Annotated in this window: 17 protein-coding genes; 9 read left to right on the top strand and 8 right to left on the bottom strand. The window is 61.5% G+C overall.

Annotated features, from left to right (window positions below; all coding sequences use genetic code 11):
* The first annotated feature begins 23 nt into the window (after positions 1–23).
* The 6 genes from NCR40_RS19570 (at position 24) to NCR40_RS19545 (ending at position 6,407) form a co-directional block, all read left to right on the top strand.
* Positions 24–1,199, top strand: a complete 1,176-nt coding sequence (locus tag NCR40_RS19570; RefSeq protein WP_250510380.1) for an ATP-binding protein — start codon at positions 24–26, stop codon at positions 1,197–1,199.
* Between the two features lie 174 nt (positions 1,200–1,373).
* Positions 1,374–2,540: a DNA polymerase IV gene (gene dinB, locus NCR40_RS19565; protein ID WP_250510379.1), complete on the top strand. Its 1,167-nt coding sequence runs from the start codon at positions 1,374–1,376 to the stop codon at positions 2,538–2,540.
* 130 nt (positions 2,541–2,670) lie between these two features.
* Positions 2,671–3,552 carry a TauD/TfdA dioxygenase family protein gene (locus NCR40_RS19560; RefSeq protein ID WP_250510485.1) on the top strand — a complete coding sequence of 294 codons (882 nt, stop codon included), beginning with the start codon at positions 2,671–2,673 and terminating at the stop codon, positions 3,550–3,552.
* A gap of 26 nt (positions 3,553–3,578) precedes the next feature.
* Positions 3,579–4,598 carry an ABC transporter substrate-binding protein gene (locus NCR40_RS19555; protein WP_250510378.1) on the top strand — a complete coding sequence of 340 codons (1,020 nt, stop codon included), beginning with the start codon at positions 3,579–3,581 and terminating at the stop codon, positions 4,596–4,598.
* A 103-nt stretch (positions 4,599–4,701) separates the two neighbouring features.
* On the top strand, positions 4,702–5,526 hold the full coding sequence (locus tag NCR40_RS19550; protein ID WP_250510377.1) for an ABC transporter ATP-binding protein: 825 nt from the start codon (positions 4,702–4,704) through the stop codon (positions 5,524–5,526).
* Positions 5,523–6,407 (top strand): ABC transporter permease, encoded by an 885-nt coding sequence (locus tag NCR40_RS19545; protein ID WP_250510376.1) that lies wholly within the window; start codon positions 5,523–5,525, stop codon positions 6,405–6,407. Before NCR40_RS19550 ends, NCR40_RS19545 begins: the two co-directional genes overlap by 4 nt.
* A gap of 60 nt (positions 6,408–6,467) precedes the next feature.
* On the opposite strand, the gene NCR40_RS19540 is transcribed toward NCR40_RS19545, so the two are convergent.
* Together NCR40_RS19540 and NCR40_RS19535 are read right to left on the bottom strand one after the other, a co-directional pair.
* Positions 6,468–6,722: a DUF378 domain-containing protein gene (locus NCR40_RS19540; RefSeq protein WP_250467503.1), complete on the bottom strand. Its 255-nt coding sequence runs from the start codon at positions 6,720–6,722 to the stop codon at positions 6,468–6,470.
* 114 nt (positions 6,723–6,836) lie between these two features.
* Positions 6,837–7,721, bottom strand: a complete 885-nt coding sequence (locus tag NCR40_RS19535; protein WP_244828755.1) for a manganese catalase family protein — start codon at positions 7,719–7,721, stop codon at positions 6,837–6,839.
* 440 nt (positions 7,722–8,161) lie between these two features.
* On the opposite strand from NCR40_RS19535, the gene NCR40_RS19530 reads away from it, so the two are divergent.
* Complete coding sequence (locus NCR40_RS19530; protein ID WP_250510375.1) at positions 8,162–8,629, top strand: hypothetical protein; 468 nt, start codon at positions 8,162–8,164, stop codon at positions 8,627–8,629.
* Positions 8,630–8,710: 81 nt separating this feature from the next.
* Here the strand turns inward: NCR40_RS19530 and NCR40_RS19525 are convergent, their stop codons facing one another.
* Complete coding sequence (locus tag NCR40_RS19525) at positions 8,711–9,163, bottom strand: DUF3597 domain-containing protein (RefSeq protein WP_250493707.1); 453 nt, start codon at positions 9,161–9,163, stop codon at positions 8,711–8,713.
* A 223-nt stretch (positions 9,164–9,386) separates the two neighbouring features.
* Positions 9,387–10,244 (bottom strand): LysR family transcriptional regulator, encoded by an 858-nt coding sequence (locus NCR40_RS19520; protein WP_250510374.1) that lies wholly within the window; start codon positions 10,242–10,244, stop codon positions 9,387–9,389.
* Positions 10,245–10,366: 122 nt separating this feature from the next.
* On the opposite strand from NCR40_RS19520, the gene NCR40_RS19515 reads away from it, so the two are divergent.
* Positions 10,367–11,248, top strand: a complete 882-nt coding sequence (locus tag NCR40_RS19515) for an SDR family oxidoreductase (RefSeq protein WP_250510373.1) — start codon at positions 10,367–10,369, stop codon at positions 11,246–11,248.
* A 9-nt stretch (positions 11,249–11,257) separates the two neighbouring features.
* Here NCR40_RS19515 and NCR40_RS19510 read toward each other — a convergent pair whose 3' ends face one another.
* Both NCR40_RS19510 and NCR40_RS19505 read right to left on the bottom strand, forming a co-directional pair.
* Complete coding sequence (locus NCR40_RS19510; RefSeq protein WP_250510372.1) at positions 11,258–11,851, bottom strand: histidine phosphatase family protein; 594 nt, start codon at positions 11,849–11,851, stop codon at positions 11,258–11,260.
* 103 nt (positions 11,852–11,954) lie between these two features.
* Complete coding sequence (locus tag NCR40_RS19505) at positions 11,955–13,208, bottom strand: MFS transporter (protein WP_250467497.1); 1,254 nt, start codon at positions 13,206–13,208, stop codon at positions 11,955–11,957.
* Between the two features lie 155 nt (positions 13,209–13,363).
* Between NCR40_RS19505 and NCR40_RS19500 the strand changes: the two genes are divergently transcribed.
* Positions 13,364–14,179, top strand: a complete 816-nt coding sequence (locus tag NCR40_RS19500) for an exodeoxyribonuclease III (protein ID WP_250510371.1) — start codon at positions 13,364–13,366, stop codon at positions 14,177–14,179.
* A 6-nt stretch (positions 14,180–14,185) separates the two neighbouring features.
* Here NCR40_RS19500 and NCR40_RS19495 read toward each other — a convergent pair whose 3' ends face one another.
* Together NCR40_RS19495 and NCR40_RS19490 are read right to left on the bottom strand one after the other, a co-directional pair.
* Positions 14,186–14,734 carry a phasin family protein gene (locus NCR40_RS19495; RefSeq protein WP_250467495.1) on the bottom strand — a complete coding sequence of 183 codons (549 nt, stop codon included), beginning with the start codon at positions 14,732–14,734 and terminating at the stop codon, positions 14,186–14,188.
* A gap of 153 nt (positions 14,735–14,887) precedes the next feature.
* Complete coding sequence (locus NCR40_RS19490) at positions 14,888–16,246, bottom strand: nucleobase:cation symporter-2 family protein (RefSeq protein ID WP_250510370.1); 1,359 nt, start codon at positions 16,244–16,246, stop codon at positions 14,888–14,890.
* Positions 16,247–16,306 lie beyond the last annotated feature (60 nt).

Raw genomic sequence — 16,306 nt, 5'->3', positions numbered from 1 at the left:
TATATTGTTATAGAGTCATAGTCATGGATCCGGTTCGGAACCCATTTGCGCCCGGCGCCGGTAGCCAGCCGCCCGAACTCGCTGGGCGCGAAGCAATCATCGAGGACGCACGTATCGCCATTGAACGCGCGGTGCTCTGTAAGCCCAGCCGTTCGCAAATGTTCCTGGGCTTACGCGGCGTAGGCAAGACCGTGCTGCTCAACGCAGTCGAAGCGCTCGCTATTCAGCGTGGCCACGTCACTTCCATGATCGAGGCGCCCGAGAACAAATCGTTGGGTGAGCAACTGCTGCCACGCATGCATCAAGTGCTTCGAAAACTGTCCGTCGCCGCCAATGCCAAGGCGAAGACTTACGACGCGCTGCGAGCGTTGAGGTCGTTTGCCTCCGCATTCAAGTTGGAATATGGCGATGTCTCGATCGCGGTGGATCCCGAAGTAGGAGTCGCGGACAGCGGCGACCTCGAGAATGATCTTCCAGAACTGTTCGTGCGTATCGGCGAGGCCGCTAAAGCTGCCGGTAAAGCCTGGACGCTCCTGATCGATGAAGTCCAGTACCTAAGCGAAAAAGACTTAGCCGCTCTCATCGTGTCATTGCACAAGATCAACCAGGCGCGCTTGCCGGTGCTGTTTTTCGGCGCCGGCTTGCCACAGGTTGCGGCCCTGTCGGGACAAGCCAAATCGTATGCGGAGCGGCTATTTCACTACCCGGAGGTCGGTGCTCTGCCTGAGGACGATGCCAAGGCAGCGATCCGTCAACCAGTGAACGACGAAGGCGCCGTTATCGACGATGCTGCTCTGAAAGAGATTTTCCTCAAGACGAGAGGCTATCCCTACTTTCTGCAGGAGTGGGGCCATCAGTCCTGGAATCTCGCCGTCGGCGACGCGATTACCGTAAGCGACGCAAGGCGCGCCGAGTCGACAACGCTCAAGCGTCTGGACGAAGGGTTCTTCAAAGTTCGCTTCGATCGCCTAACGCCCAAGGAACGCGAATACGTCATTGCCATGGCGAAATTAGGCAGTGGCCCTTATCGTTCGTCCGACGTTGCGGACGCGCTCGGCGAAACCCCGCAGAGTCTCGGTCCTCGCCGCGCGCAGATCATCAACAAAGGCATGATCTACAGTCCGTCCCATGGTGATATCGCGTTCACCGTGCCGATGTTCAATGACTACCTGATTCGCAATTTAAGCATTCTTGGCTGACCGGGCTGCGGATTTGCGCCGAGCGCCGCTAGGGACATAAGGCAGACTAGCGCGAATCACTGTATGAATGTACAGTATGCGCATTTTCCGCGTTCTTCGCGCCCGCGCATGTTTAGCCACGTCCTTTGCACGTCGTCGTCTTCCGGCCTTGTCGGCACGCGTCCGTTCTAGGCAATGGACACGCCCGCCACGCCCACGCCTCGCCGTATCGCGCATCTGGACATGGATGCGTTCTTCGCCTCCGTCGAATTGCTGCGCTATCCCGAACTGCGCGGTCAGCCGGTGGTGGTCGGCGGCGGACGCAATGCCATTCCCGAGACGCTGGCCGACGGCACGCGCCGCTTCAGAAAACTGCGTGATTACGCGGGGCGCGGTGTCGTCACCACCTCCACTTACGAAGCGCGCAAGTTCGGCGTGTTCTCGGCCATGGGCATGATGAAGGCCGCGCAACTCGCGCCCGACGCCATTCTTCTGCCCACGGATTTCGAGTCGTATCGCCATTACTCGCGGCTTTTCAAGACAGCCGTCGCGGCGTTCACGTCGCAGATAGAGAATCGCGGCATCGACGAGATTTATATCGACGTGACGGACATGCCGGGCGATTCCGCGAGCATCGGCCGGCGCATGAAGGACGCGGTGCACGAAGCCACCGGGCTTACGTGCTCGATCTGCATCGCGCCGAACAAGCTGCTGGCGAAGATCGGCTCGGAGCTCGACAAGCCCGACGGCCTGACCATCCTGACGATGGACGATCTCCCCACACGCATCTGGCCGCTCGCGGCGCGCAAGGTGAATGGCATCGGGCCCAAGGCGAGCGAAAGGCTGGCGGCGCTCGGTATCGTAACGGTCGGTGACATTGCCGCCGCCGACCTGGGATTTCTGCAGACGCATTTTGGCGGCACTTACGCCGCATGGCTCGCGCGTATCGCGCAGGGACAGGACGATCGGCCCGTGGTCGTGAGTTCGCAGCCGAAGTCGATGAGCCGTGAGACCACGTTCGAGCGCGATCTGCATCCGAAGAACGACCGCGCGAAGCTCTCCGAGGCGTTCACGGGGCTGTGCAAGAAAGTCGCCGACGACCTGCAGCGCAAAGGTTACGTAGGCCGGACGGTCGGCATCAAGCTGCGTTTCGACGACTTCCGCACGCTCACGCGCGATCTGACCATTCCCGTTTCCACCGACGACCCCGTCGAGATTCGCCGCGCCGCTACCGAATGCGTAAAGCGCATTACGCTGGATCGACGGCTGCGGTTACTCGGCGTGCGCGTGAGCGCGTTGAGCGTGCGCGGAGAGGACGGCGGCTTCATCGAACCGATTCAAGTGGAACTGCCGTTCGACTGAGGCGTTAAGCGCCAAAGGGAATAAGCAAATCGCGGATCGTTCGTTGGCGGCACGGCTGCGACGAAGTAGATTGGCTGTCTTTGCGCCGTTCAAGAACATCGTGACGACCCTCGCAACGACCCTCGAAAGTTTGCCCCAAGCCGCCGATCGATCCATCGACGAATCCATTCAAATTCGCGCCTTCGACGCGCCGCTCGGCGCCGAGGTCATCGGGCTAGATCTGAGCAAGCCGCTCTCGCAAGCCGATTTCGCGCGCATTCATCGCGCGCATCTCGATCATCACGTGCTCGTGTTTCGCGACCAGCGCATCACGCCGGAACAGCAGGTCACGTTCAGCAAGCGCTTCGGGCCGCTGCAAATTCACGTGCTCAAGCAGTTCGCGCTCGCCGGGCATCCGGAAGTGCTGATCGTTTCCAACGTGCTCGAAAACGGCAAGCCGATCGGTCTCGGCGATGCCGGGCACTTCTGGCACTCGGACCTCTCGTACAAGGAAACGCCGAGTCTCGGCTCACTGCTGCATGCGCAGGAGTTGCCGAAAGTTGGCGGCGATACGCTGTTTTCGAATCAGCATCTCGCGTGGGATACGTTGCCCGAGCATCTGCGTCGCGCAGTCGAAGGACGCCGCGCGGAGCATACCTATCTTGCCAAATACGCCGAGTTGCAGAAACGCAGTCCGTGGCGCCCGAACCTGACGCCCGAGCAAATCGCGCAGGTCAAACCGGTGGTGCATCCCATTGTGCGGACGCATCCGGAGAACGGGCGTCGCGCGCTTTTCGTGAGCGAGCACTTCACCACGCGCATCATCGACATGCCGGAAGACGAGAGCCGCGCGCTCCTCGACGAAATCTTCGCGCATAGCGTGAAGCCGGAGTTTCTTTACCGCCACGAGTGGCGCAATCACGACATGGTGTTCTGGGACAACCGCTCGGTCATGCACTTGGCCGCCGGCACGCCCGACGACGAACGCCGCAAGCTGTATCGCACGACCATTGAAGGCGACGCGCCGTTCTGAGCGCTTATTTCACGGGGTTTTCTCACATGCATTCTCGTTTCGGGAAGCGTTCGTTGCGCGCGCTCGCCGCCGCGCTCGTCGTCTCGTTGGGCTGTTCGGCGACCGCGCAGGCGGAAGGCACGTTGCGCGTGGCCGAGCAATTCGGCGTGGTTTATCTGCTGCTCAACGTGGCGCGCGATCAGAAGTTCATCGAGCAGGAAGGCAAGAAGCAAGGCGTCGATATCAAGGTCGATTGGGCCAAGCTCTCGGGTGGCGCGAGCATCAACGACGCGTTGTTGTCCGGCTCCGTGGATATCGCGGCGGCAGGCGTCGGTCCGTTGCTCACGATCTGGGATCGCACGCACGGCAAGCAGAACGTGAAGGGCGTGGCGTCGCTTGGCAATCTGCCGTATTACCTCGTATCGAACGATCCGCGCGTGAAGACCATCGCCGATTTCAGCGATAAAGATCGAATAGCGGTGCCGGCCGTGGGCGTCTCGGTGCAGTCGCGCATTCTGCAATTCGCGTCGGCCAAGCAATGGGGCGACAAGCAGTACGATCGCCTCGACAAGCTCACGCAGGCGGTGCCGCATCCGGACGCGGCGGCGGCCATCATCGCGGGCGGCACGGAAATCAACGCGCACTTTGGCAATCCGCCGTTCCAGCAGCAGGAACTCGCGGGCAATCCGAAAGCGCATATCGTGCTCAACTCGTATGACGTGCTGGGTGGGCCAAGTTCGGCCACCGTGCTTTATGCAACGGAGAAGTTCCGCAATGAGAACCCGAAGACGTATCGCGCTTTCGTCGATGGCCTCAACGATGCGGCGCGCTTCGTCACCGCCAATCCCGAGAAGGCGGCCGACATCTATTTGCGCGTGAACAACGCGAAGCTCGACCGTGATCTGCTCCTCAAGGTCATCAAGGACCCTGCGGTGCAGTTCAAGGTCCAGCCGCAGAATACCTTTCCGCTCGCGCGGTTCATGCATCGCGTGGGCGCGATCAAGAACGATCCCAAATCGTGGCAAGACTACTTTTTCGACGATCCCGTGACGCGCGGCGGCAGTTGATATCGAGTTGATATCGCGCTGACTGCTTTCCATATTCGCAAAGATTGGTTAGGCGAACGTGCCGCCCTGACTATGCTTGAGGATTGCATTCAGGCATAAGATCATGGCGGCGAATCCCCAAGCCATTTATCCGCGCGACCCCCAGCCCGAAGCCGGGACGAGCGACAAGCTGCTGTCGGCCAGGAACGTTTCTCTCGAATACCGCACGCCCGAAAGGCTCGTGCGGGCCACGCACGATGTCAGCTTCGACGTCTACGGCGCCGACCGCTTCGTGCTGCTCGGCCCTTCGGGCTGCGGCAAATCCACCTTGCTGAAGGCCGTCGCGGGCTTTATCGAACCGGTGTCGGGCAGTATCGAAATTGCCGGTGAGCGCGTGAAGGGGCCGGGCGCGGATCGTATCGTCGTGTTCCAGGAATTCGATCAGTTGCCGCCGTGGAAGACGGTGCTGCAAAACGTCGCGTTTCCGCTGCGCGTCGCGCGCAAGCTCAGTCGCGCCGAGGCACGCGAACGCGCGCTCCATTATCTCGACAAGGTGGGCTTGTCGCGTTTCGCGGATGCCTATCCCCATACGCTCTCGGGCGGCATGAAGCAACGTGTGGCGATCGCACGCGCGCTTGCCATGCAGCCGCGCATTCTGCTGATGGACGAGCCCTTCGCCGCACTCGATGCACTTACGCGCCGCCGCATGCAGGAAGAGTTGCTGCGTCTGTGGAGCGATGAGCGCTTCACACTCATGTTCGTCACGCATTCGATCGAAGAGGCGTTGATCGTCGGCAATCGCATCTTGTTACTGACGCCGCATCCGGGACGCGTGCGCGCCGAACTGAATAGCCATCAATATACGCAGGAGAGTCTGGGTCGCGGGGAGTTTCAGCAGAGCGTCGCGCGCATTCATCGCTTGCTGTTCGAAGAGGAGGCCGCGCAATGAGCACGCCGCATCTCGCCGCACCGCCGGTACGCCCGGAATATGAAGTGGAGCCTGCCGCGCCCGCGGACATTCAGTATCAAAGCGAAGTCAAACTGCCGCTCGCGCGGCGGATAGCGGACACGTCGTGGCTGCGCAAGACGCTGATTGCGCTGGTGCTCATCGGCATTTGGGAAATCGCCGCGCGCTTCGTCGATAACGATCTTTTACTGCCGACGTTCAGCGCAACGGCCGTTGCGTTCGTGCAGGGGATCATCTCGGGCGAGCTCATCGACAAGGTTGCCATTTCAATGTCGGTGCTGTTGCGCGGCTATTTGCTCGGCGCGGCGCTCGCGTTCGTCTTGACGTCGCTTGCGGTCTCGACGCGCATCGGCCGGGATATCTTGTCGATGCTCACGGCAATGTTCAATCCGTTGCCGTCCATCGCGCTGTTACCGCTGGCGTTGTTGTGGTTCGGCCTTGGCACGGGCAGCTTGTTGTTCGTGCTGGTGCATTCGGTCTTGTGGCCGCTCGCGCTCAACACCTATTCGGGTTTTCAGGCGGTGCCTTCGACTTTGCGCATGACAGGCCGCAATTACGGGCTAACGGGCTTGCGTCATGTGGTCCTGATTCTCGTGCCTGCCGCGTTGCCGTCGATTCTTGCCGGCTTGCGAGTGGGCTGGGCATTCGCGTGGCGGACCTTGATTGCAGCGGAGCTTGTCTTCGGCGCGAGTTCAGGAAAGGGCGGCCTTGGATGGTACATCTTTCAGAACCGCAACGAGCTTTACACGGATCGCGTGTTCGCGGGACTTGCAGCGGTGATCGTGATCGGTCTTGCTGTCGAGCATCTCGTGTTCGATACAGTCGAGCGTGTCACCGTGCGCCGCTGGGGCGTGCAGAATTAATCGGATTCGTGCATTTGAATGTCGGCCCCGCATGGCGCAGCCAGCGGGGCCGATTTGTCTTTAAAGCTTGGCCAATCCATGCTCGCGTGCCGGCATGAAGGCGCGCACCAGCATGTAAATTCCGGCGATGCCAACCAGCACATAGACGATCCGCGATAGCGGCGAGGCCACGCCGAAGATCGCCGCCACGAGATCGAGCTGCAGCAGTCCAACCAGCCCCCAATTCAATGCACCGATGATGACAAGCGCGCCAGCGACCCAATCGATCGGGCTACGATGAACGCGAACGGTTCCTTTTGATGAAACAGTAGACATTTTTGGTGATCCTAATGAATTACGAGGGAAAAAAGAGCCGCAATCGAGCGGCTCTTTTCGTTCCGGTTCCGCACCGCATTAGCCGCAGAACCGGCGGTTACTACTTAATGCAGCTTAGTTCGAGGTTGCGGCCGTTGCCATGCCGGAGCCGAGATCGGCGCCGGTGGTCGGGTCGCTCGATGGGTCCGATGCAGTACGCGTAGCCATTGCCTGCAACGCATCCACTTCTTCTTTCGACACGCCGACGGTAGCCGTGCCATCGCCGCCATCGACTGCGGGTTGCGGATCTTCGACGAACTTCCAGTCGCCGCCTTCATTCCACGAACCGCGCGCGTCATCGCCCTTCGACATATTGAAGTACACGCTCGTGAATTCCGGCTGACCGGGCAGCTTGCCTTGCGGGAAATTCGGCTGAATGGAATGCAGCGCCTTTTCGAAGGACTTCTGATGCGCGATTTCACGCGTCATCAAAAAGCCGAGCGCTTCCTTGATGCCCGGATCGTCGGTCACGTTGATAAGGCGTTCATAGACGATTTTCGCACGTGCTTCAGCCGCGATATTCGAGCGCAGGTCGGCAGTCGGTTCGCCGATCGTATCGATATAAGCCGCGGTCCAAGGCACACCGGCCGAGTTCGTAAGCGCCGGTCCGCCGCCATAGAGCAGAGCGGTCGTGTGCGAGTCGTTGCCGTGACCGGTCATCGAGCGATACAGCTCGGCTTCGGTCTGCACGGCTTCGGCGAGTTGGCCCTTTGCGCCCTTGTTGAGCATGGCCACGATCGAGCCGATGATTTCCAGATGACTCAGTTCTTCGGTGGCGATATCGAACAGCAGGTCCTTGCGGCCCGGATCGTCTTCCGATACAGCTTGCGTGAAGTAACGGCATGCCGCCGCCAGTTCGCCTTGCGGCCCGCCGAACTGCTCCAGCAGAAGATTGGCAAGACCAGGATTCGGCGCAGCTACGCGGACGGTGTATTGCAGACGCTTATTGTGAACGAACATATCAGCCACTCCTTTGTAACAGCGAGCGCCGTCCTGCAGCGGACGAGCGCACGCATTCGGTTTTAGATGAGTTGTCGATCTCGCGGCGACCGAGAGGACGTTGTTGCGTCACTTGCGGTCATCTTGCTGCGAGCCTCAGCGCATGGTTCGCGCTGGCTGAACGGCCGGGGACAGGGCCGAGTTGAGTCGTTGAATGGGGAACCGAGTTCATGCAGCCGCGTGGACTGGCATGGCGTCGGCTTGTGAGTACTACAGCAACCGCCGTGCCATTGAATCCGTCATGCAGCTTTTTCCTTCAGCGTTCAGCGAGAAGCACCGATCGCTCGAGAAGTATCTGGACGTTCGCAATCGGTGTGCCGCGACCCCGTCGTGATCAGAACTCACGGCACGCGGAATAGCCTTTGCTCTTGGCTAACGACTCTCAAAGCTCAACGGAAAGTATGCATTCCAGATTAATCGAAACCTTGTCGCGCGCGATGTTCTCCGGCGCAAGCGCGGGTGTGGCGTCGGCGCATGTCGCAGCGGCGGGCGCGTCGAAATCCGGGCATCGTCCTTATTCGGCGATGAACGCTGTCGCGCATTGCATCTGGCCCGAACAGGCGCCAAAGGAGGAGGCGCCCAGCGTTCGATTTACCGCCGTCGGTTCTGGCATCCATCTGGGCAGCGCGGTTTTTTGGGGCGTGCTATTCGAAACGCTGTGCACTTCGCGTGCGCGTCCGCGTGATGTCGTTGCTGCCGCGATTGCAACGTCAGTCACTGCTTATGTCGTGGATTACCATGTCGTCCCTAAACGCTTCACGCCGGGATACGAAGCGCGTTTGAGCAAGCGCGCCTTGGCATCGACTTACGTGGCACTGGGTGCGGGGTTTGCCATGGTGGCGTTGGCGCGCATGGGGCGATCGCGCTAAAGGATGTGAGGTGCGGTCCGTGATGCGTCATACCAAATGAGTCGCGACGCCAGGGCAACGCCGCGACGATTTACAGCGTGGTCAGTCTTGCAAATCCGCCGGCACCTTGCCTCCGTTTTCCGCCAGCTTCTTCATGACTTGCTTATGAAGCCAGATGTTCATGGACGCGGAATCGTCGGTGCTGCCGGTGTAGTGCAACTCGGCGGCAAGCGACTTGCGCGCATCCAGGCTGCTGTCGAGATCGAGCAACTTAAGCAAGTCGACAATCGAAGTGCGCCAGTTCAGGGTCGCACCGCTTTGCTGCTGCTTCTGCGTGAGGATCGCTTCGACATCCACTTCGGGCATCGGCGTGACCGGCGGGCGCGCGGGTTCGGCGCTTGCCGTGCCTGCGGGCGTGCTCGTCGGCGTGCCCGATGCCGTCGGTGTCGCCGGCGCTGCGCCCGGTGAAGCGGGCGGAGTAGCGGCGCCGGATGCGCTCGCGGCCGGATGATCGTGCGGGAAAATCTTGTTCAGGATGCTTGAAAAGATGCTCATGGTTCCTCCGTTGGTTTCATTGGTGTTTTGCGATGAAGCCTGTCATTCTTCACCGGCCGTCGGACGAGGACGCATAAAGCAAGCCTGCTTCCGACAGACTCGTACGTCATGGTGAGCGAACCATCGGACAGATAGGCTCGAAGGTTGTTGTCGATGCCAATCTCGATCGCCCGCCCACTCGCAGCTGTCGACGCGACGGACATGACGCTCAAACAGCCTACGTTCAGCACTCCGGCTTTCCGAGCACATCCAGAAAAGCCCGCACCTTCGCACTCAACAAACGACGTGAGCTATACAGCGCCCAGATCGCGACGGCCGGACCCGCATCCTCCCCCAACGCGACCAGCCTGCCCGCAGCCACATCCGGCGCAACGAGCAACCCAGGCAGAAGCGCGGCGCCCGCACCATCCAGCACGGCTTCGCGTATCAATAAGAGCGACGACATACGCAGCACCGTCCGTGCTTCGATGGTGCGTGACTTGCCATTGGCGGTACGAATTTGCCAAGGCGTGTCGTTTGCGGTGGAAAGCGTGATCGCAGCCAGCGACGCGGGAAGTTCATCGCTGTCGATAAGCGAAGGCGCAGCAACCAGCACGCGCCGGTCGGTCGCAATCTGACGGCCCATGAGTAGTACGTCGGCCGCCGGATTCACGCGTATCACGAGGTCATAAGCGTCTTGCACGGGATCGACCAGACGGTCCTCGGCGACGAGCTCCAGTTCGACTTCGGGATAAGCAAGCGCGAACCGGGCAGCCACACGCGCAAGCACCGCATGTGTGAACACGACGGGCCCGCTTACGCGCAGCTTGCCGCGTGGCACGGGCGCACGCGAGGCGATCGATTCGCCGAGATCGGCGATATCCGCGAGCAGTCCGTGCGTTCCCTGATGCAGCGCCTGACCGTCCTCCGTGAGCCGCAACGTGCCCGAGCCGCGCTCGATCAGCCGCACGCCGAGCTCCTGTTCGAGTTCGGCGACACGTCGCGAAAGCGTGGCTTTCGGCCGGTCGAGCTTGCGCGCGGCGGCCGCGAAACCGCCATATTGGGCGACGGCGTTGAAATCGGCGAGAGCGATCAGGTTCATGGCGTTCCATCCGTGAGACGGGGCGTCTTGTTTTAAGGGCTTCCGACTCGAAAGCGGAACGCCTATCGTATCAACACCGGGCCTCTTGACGGCCCGATCAACTCGAAAACTGGAGAATCAACATGACTATTCTCGTTACAGGAAGCACGGGCGTGATCGGCACGCAGGTCATCGAACAACTCGCGCGGCTGGATGGCGGCGTCGAGGTGAGGGCGCTGACGCGCAAGCCCGCGGACGCGAAGTTTCCGGCGCACGTCAAGCCAGTGCAGGGCGATCTGAGCGGCCTCTCTTCGTTTGCAGCGGCGCTCGCCGATATCGACACGCTGTTCCTGCTCTTGCCGAACGCTGCCGACGAACTCACGCAGGCCCTGCAGGCTTTGAGCCTTGCACGCGAGGCGGGCGTGAAGGGCATCGTCTATTTGTCGGTATTCAAGGGCGACGAATATGCGGATGTGCCGCACTTCACGAGCAAGCACACCGTGGAGCGCATGATCGAGCGTGAGGCGCTGCCCGTCACCGTGCTGCGTCCGGCGTATTTCATGCAGAACGACGTGCGCCAGAAAGAGCCGCTGCTGAACGCGGGAATCTTCGGCATGCCTATCGGCGATAAGGGGATTTCGATGGTCGATGTGCGCGATATCGGTGAGGCGGCCGCGCGCGAATTGCTCAGACGCGAACACGCAACCGACGCGCTGCCCGCCGAAACCTACGACCTCGTCGGACCGGAGGCGATCACTGGGACGAGCGTCGCGGCTATCTGGACCGAAGCCTTGCAGCGCCCCATCCGTTACGCGGGCGACGACCTCGCTCCTTTGCAGGCAAGCCTCAAGGCGGCGCCCGAATGGCTCGCATACGACATGCAACTCATGATGCGTCGCTACCAGCGGGAAGGCGCGGTGGCAACGGCCACGCAGATCGAGCGCCTGAGCGCGCTGTTGCAGAGGCCGCCGCGGTCGTATCGCGACTTTGCGCGGGAGACGGCGAGCGGCTGGCTCGACGCTTGAGCGGACGGTTCAGGCGCGCAGATTCCACTTGATGATCGCGCGGGTGTCGCGCTCGAAGCCGAGCACGCTCATCGACGCGGTATCGAGCACGAGATGCGCGCCGAACGTGGCCGTGCCGGTGACCCACTGCGCCGCGAGCACGCGCAGAAAGTGCGCGTGCGAAAAGATGGCGATATGCGTCTTGCCGGAGCCAGTCAGCCGGTCGATCACGGATTGCGCGCGGCGTCCGATATCGGCGGCAATCTCGCCTTGGGGCATGGGGGAAGTCCAGACCGACCAGTTGGGAATTTCCTGGCGGATATCCACGGTCTTCCTGCCTTCGTAGATGCCGTAGTCCCATTCGTGCAGCGACGGCTCGACCTCGGCTTGATCGCCGAGACCCGCGAGCTTGCAGGTCTCCCGCGCGCGGCTCATTGGACTCGTGAGCACGAGATCGAACGACTGGGCGGCGAGCACGGGTGCGAGCGCCGATGCCTGCTTGCGGCCTTCGTCGGTCAAGGGGATATCGGTCGAACCGGTGTGCTGGCCCGACTTGCTCCATTCGGTTTCGCCATGCCGGATCAGCCAGATATGCATGCTGTCGTGGGGTTTGGAATCGGCCATGATGTGGGGAGAGTGGTTCGCGCACACGCGCGGCGTGGCTTGCATGGTAAGGGTTATGGGAGCGTTTGTCAGAGGCGGTGTAAAAGGAGGTGCCGCATGACTATCACGGCGCGGCATCCGAGCTCGTGCTGCCGTTCCTGCGCAAAAACACCCACGCATTAAACCCCGCCCCCATGAACATCAACACGCTCGTCATCGCGAACACCGAATGCATGCCCACGTGCGCCGCGATGAAGCCGCCCGCGAGCGGCCCCGTTACCTGTCCGATGTATTGGGCCGAAGTCGCATAGCCGAGGATATAACCCGCCGCGCTGTCCGGCACGCTATGACGCACCACGCTAGTGATGGCGGGCAAAAGACCGCCGAGCGCAAGCCCCATTAGAAAGCGCAGCACGACGAGCTGCGTGCCGGTCGTGACGAAGATCTGCGGAATCAGCAGCACGCCGCATAATCCGAGACACGCGACGATCACCTTCGTCGCGCCGATGCGGTCCGCCAGCCGCCCAACGCGAGGCGCGGCGAGCACGCTACCCAGCGCGGCGGCGGACATCACGAGGCCCGCGACCAGCGTCACGTTCTTCTGGTCCTGCACCAGTTGCGACACGTACACGGTGATGATCGGTTCGATCGACATGTTGGCGAACATCAGCAGCATGGCGCTCGCGAGCATCGCGATGACGGGCGTAAGCTTCGGCACGTCGCGCCAGCCGCTGCTGCGCGCGCGGCCCGGCGAACCCTTCGCGCCATCGGGCACACGGCGCTCTTCCTTCACGAAGAGCGTCGTCATGATGAACGAGCAGAAAATGAGGCCGCCTGCAAGAAAGAAGGTCGAACGGATGCCGATCAGCCCAGGCAGCAGCCCGCCCACGAGCGGGCCGACGAGATTGCCCGCCATCATTCCCGACGCGTGCGTGCCGAGCGCCCACGCGGTGCGGTGCCGTGGCGTCTGCGTAGCGATCATCACGATGGCGCCGCTCGCATAGCCGCCGACGAGTCCCGCGAGAAAGCGGATCGCCACCAGTTGCCAGACCGTCTGCACGACACCGAGCAGCGACATGGTGATCGCCATGCCGAGACTCGCGCGGATCAAAATCGGCTTGCGGCCATATCGGTCGGCAAGACGCCCCCACAAAGGCGCGACGAGACCCGCTGCCAGAAAGGTCGCGCCGAACGCGACGCCCGACCATTGCACCGCGCTCTCCACGGAGGCCGCGCCTAACTGCTGCACGTAAAGCGGCAAAAAGGGCAGGAGGAGCGTCATCGCCATGATGGTGGTGAACGAACCGAACACGCAGACATAGAGATTGCGTTGCCAGTGCAGCGAGCCATCGGCGTGCGGCGGAACAGTAGCGGACATGTGGATGCGGACAGGAGAGTGAAGTCGAGTTCCCGTGAATGTCGCAGATTTCATGGCGATGCGCTTGGCCACGACGACGCGGCATGCATCGTGCAACGGCCCTGGGCGCGTTACGATGAACGCGCCACGAGTCCACGACCGATGGAGAACGCCGAGTGAAGATCGCGACTTTCAACATCAACGGCATCCGCCCGCGCCTGTCCGCCCTGCTCGGGTGGCTCGAACGCGAGGCGCCGGATATCGTCTGTCTGCAGGAGCTGAAAGCAACCGATGCGCAGTTTCCCGCCGCCGATATCGAGAAAGCGGGCTACGGCGCGCTGTGGCACGGTCAGGCATCGTGGAACGGCGTCGCCATTCTTGCCAAGGGCGCGGAACCGATCCTTAGCCGGCGCGGATTGCCAGGTGGCGAAGACGACACACATAGCCGCTACATCGAGGCCGCAGTCAATGGTTTGCTGATCGGATGTCTTTATCTTCCGAACGGCAACCCGCAGCCCGGCCCGAAGTTCGACTACAAGCTCGCTTGGTTCGAGCGCCTCAACGCGCACGCGGCCGCTTTGCTCAAGAGTGGCCATCCTGTCGTGCTCGCGGGCGATTACAACGTCATTCCCACCGACGAGGATATTTACAACACGCGCTCATGGAAAAAGGATGCGCTGTTGCAGCCCGAGAGCCGCGCGGCTTACGAGAAGCTGCTGGCGCAAGGTTGGACCGATGCATTGCGCAAGCATTATCCGAATGAGCGTATCTATACGTTCTGGGATTATTTTCGGCAGCATTGGCAGACGAACTCGGGTTTGCGCATCGATCATCTCTTGCTGAGCAAGGACCTCGCGCCGAAGCTGAAAGATGCGGGCGTCGACACGTGGGTGCGTGGCGAGCCGCATGCAAGCGATCATGCGCCAACGTGGATCGTGCTGAAGGAAGGGCGCGGAGGCGCGCGCCCGAAGAAGAAGGCGGCGGACGCTTGAGGCGCGTCAGCTCGATCTTTTCGATGCCGCGCGTGTTGCCTTCGTGACAGCGGTCTGCGCGCTCTGTGTGATCTCGCCGCTCGCATCGAGAATGACGCCGCTGGTTTGCTCCGCGGTTGTAGTCGCGGTGTCGGCGAGATCGGTGATGACGGCGCCCGTGGACTGCGCGGCTTCGGTGGCGTCGGTCGTGGCGGTATCGAAGAGACCCTTTAGTTTGATGCCGTTTTGCTCATACTGACTGCGCACTTCGCCGACGACGTCAGCTTCCGTTGACGTGATGATCGACAACACATGCTGTCCGTACGATGCCGCTTTCTGCGGGAACTGCGCAAGCATGATCGACTGCCAGCCGAAGACATCGCCGGCGCTGGCTTCATCGCCCGCTTTCAGAAGCGCGTTGCTTTCCTCGACCATTTTATTGACGGTCTGCACGTTGAGTTCGGCGAGCGCCTGCATGGTGCTCGCGAATCGGCCGCTGATAGTGAGAAACGCCTGTAGATTGGCGCGAGCAAGCGATGGCATCTGGTAGGCGAATTGACCGGGGTATTGGAACATTTGGCGCTCCTTGCAGGATTGGTTATGTTCGCGGCGCTCGTGCCGCATGCGATCAATGAGACGTGACGGTGTAGCGCCGGTTCCCTCGATCCCGCGCGAAATTTTGCTGACACTCGTGCTTATGCGACAACGCGAAGAAGTGTCGCTGAACCGTCACTCCTCCCCCTGCCTCAAACTCAACGGCATTTCCCCCGCAATCTCGCGCTCGACATCCGCCGCCGCTCTGCCGCGATTGAAGAACGCATTGAGCAGAATCGCAAACACGGCAGCAAGCGTGATGCCGCTGTGCGTCAGCGGCCCGGCCCACGCCGGCATGTGCGCAAAGAACGTCGGCGCGACGAGCGGAATCACGCCCACGCCCAGACTGATCGCGATGATCAGCAAGTTGTTCTTGCTCTCGTAATCGACCTTGCCGAGTATCTTCACGCCCGTGGCCGCGACCATGCCGAACATCGCGATTCCCGCGCCGCCCAACACGACCACGGGAATCGATGCGATCAAATTCGACAGCTTCGGCAAGAGCCCGAGCAATATCAGGATCACGCCCGATACCGCGACCACCCAGCGGCTCTTCACGCCCGTAATTCCGACGAGTCCGATGTTCTGCGAAAACGAGCTATGCGGAAACGTATTGAAGATGCCGCCGATCACCGTGCCGAGGCCATCGGTGCGTAAGCCACGCGTCGCGTCGCCGCGCGATACCGGCCGCCCCGCGAGATCGCCCAGCGCGAGAAACATGCCGAGCGATTCCACCATGATGACGACCATCACGAGACACAGCGACGCAATCGCCGCGATATCGAAAGTCGGCCAGCCGAAAGCGAACGGCCGCACCGGAGAAAACCATGCCGCTTGAGCGGTGCCCGAGACATCGACGAGTCCGAGCGCCAACGCGACCGCGAAGCCAATCGCCATGCCGAGCAGCACGGAGATATTCGCGAGAAAGCCGCGCAGATACTTGTTGATGACGAGAATCGCCAGCAGCACGATGCCCGCGATCATCAAGTTCTTCGGATCGCCGAAATTAGGCGCGCCGCGCCCGCCGCCCGCCCAGTTGATCGCCACCGGAAAGAGCGTCATGCCTATGGTCAGGATGATCGTGCCCGTGACGATAGGCGGAAAGAAGCGCATCAGCCGCCCGAAAAATGGCGCGATGAGTACGGCGAACACGCCCGCCGCGATGGTCGCGCCGAAGATGGCGGTGAGCCCCGCGCCCGACGAAGCCATGGCGACCATCGGCCCGACCGGCGCGAAACTCACGCCCATGATGACCGGCAAGCGAATGCCGAATTTCCATACGCCGATGCACTGCACCAACGTCACGATCCCGCACGCGAAGAGGTCCGAGCTGATGAGAAACGCAACCTGATCCTTCGGCAGCTTGAGCGCCGCGCCAATGATGAGCGGCACCGCAATCGCGCCCGCATACATCACGAGCACGTGCTGTATGCCCACTGCAAGCATGGCGGGCAAGGGCAGCACTTCATCGACGGGATGGGTCATGTGGGCCATGTGCGCTCCGCAAGTTTCATGGTTGTCCTGCTCCGGGCGAGTATTGCACCGGCACGCTCC

Source organism: Caballeronia sp. GACF4 (assembly GCF_023631025.1).
Classification (GTDB): Bacteria; Pseudomonadota; Gammaproteobacteria; order Burkholderiales; family Burkholderiaceae; genus Caballeronia.
This window is presented reverse-complemented; position numbering and strand designations above follow the sequence as displayed.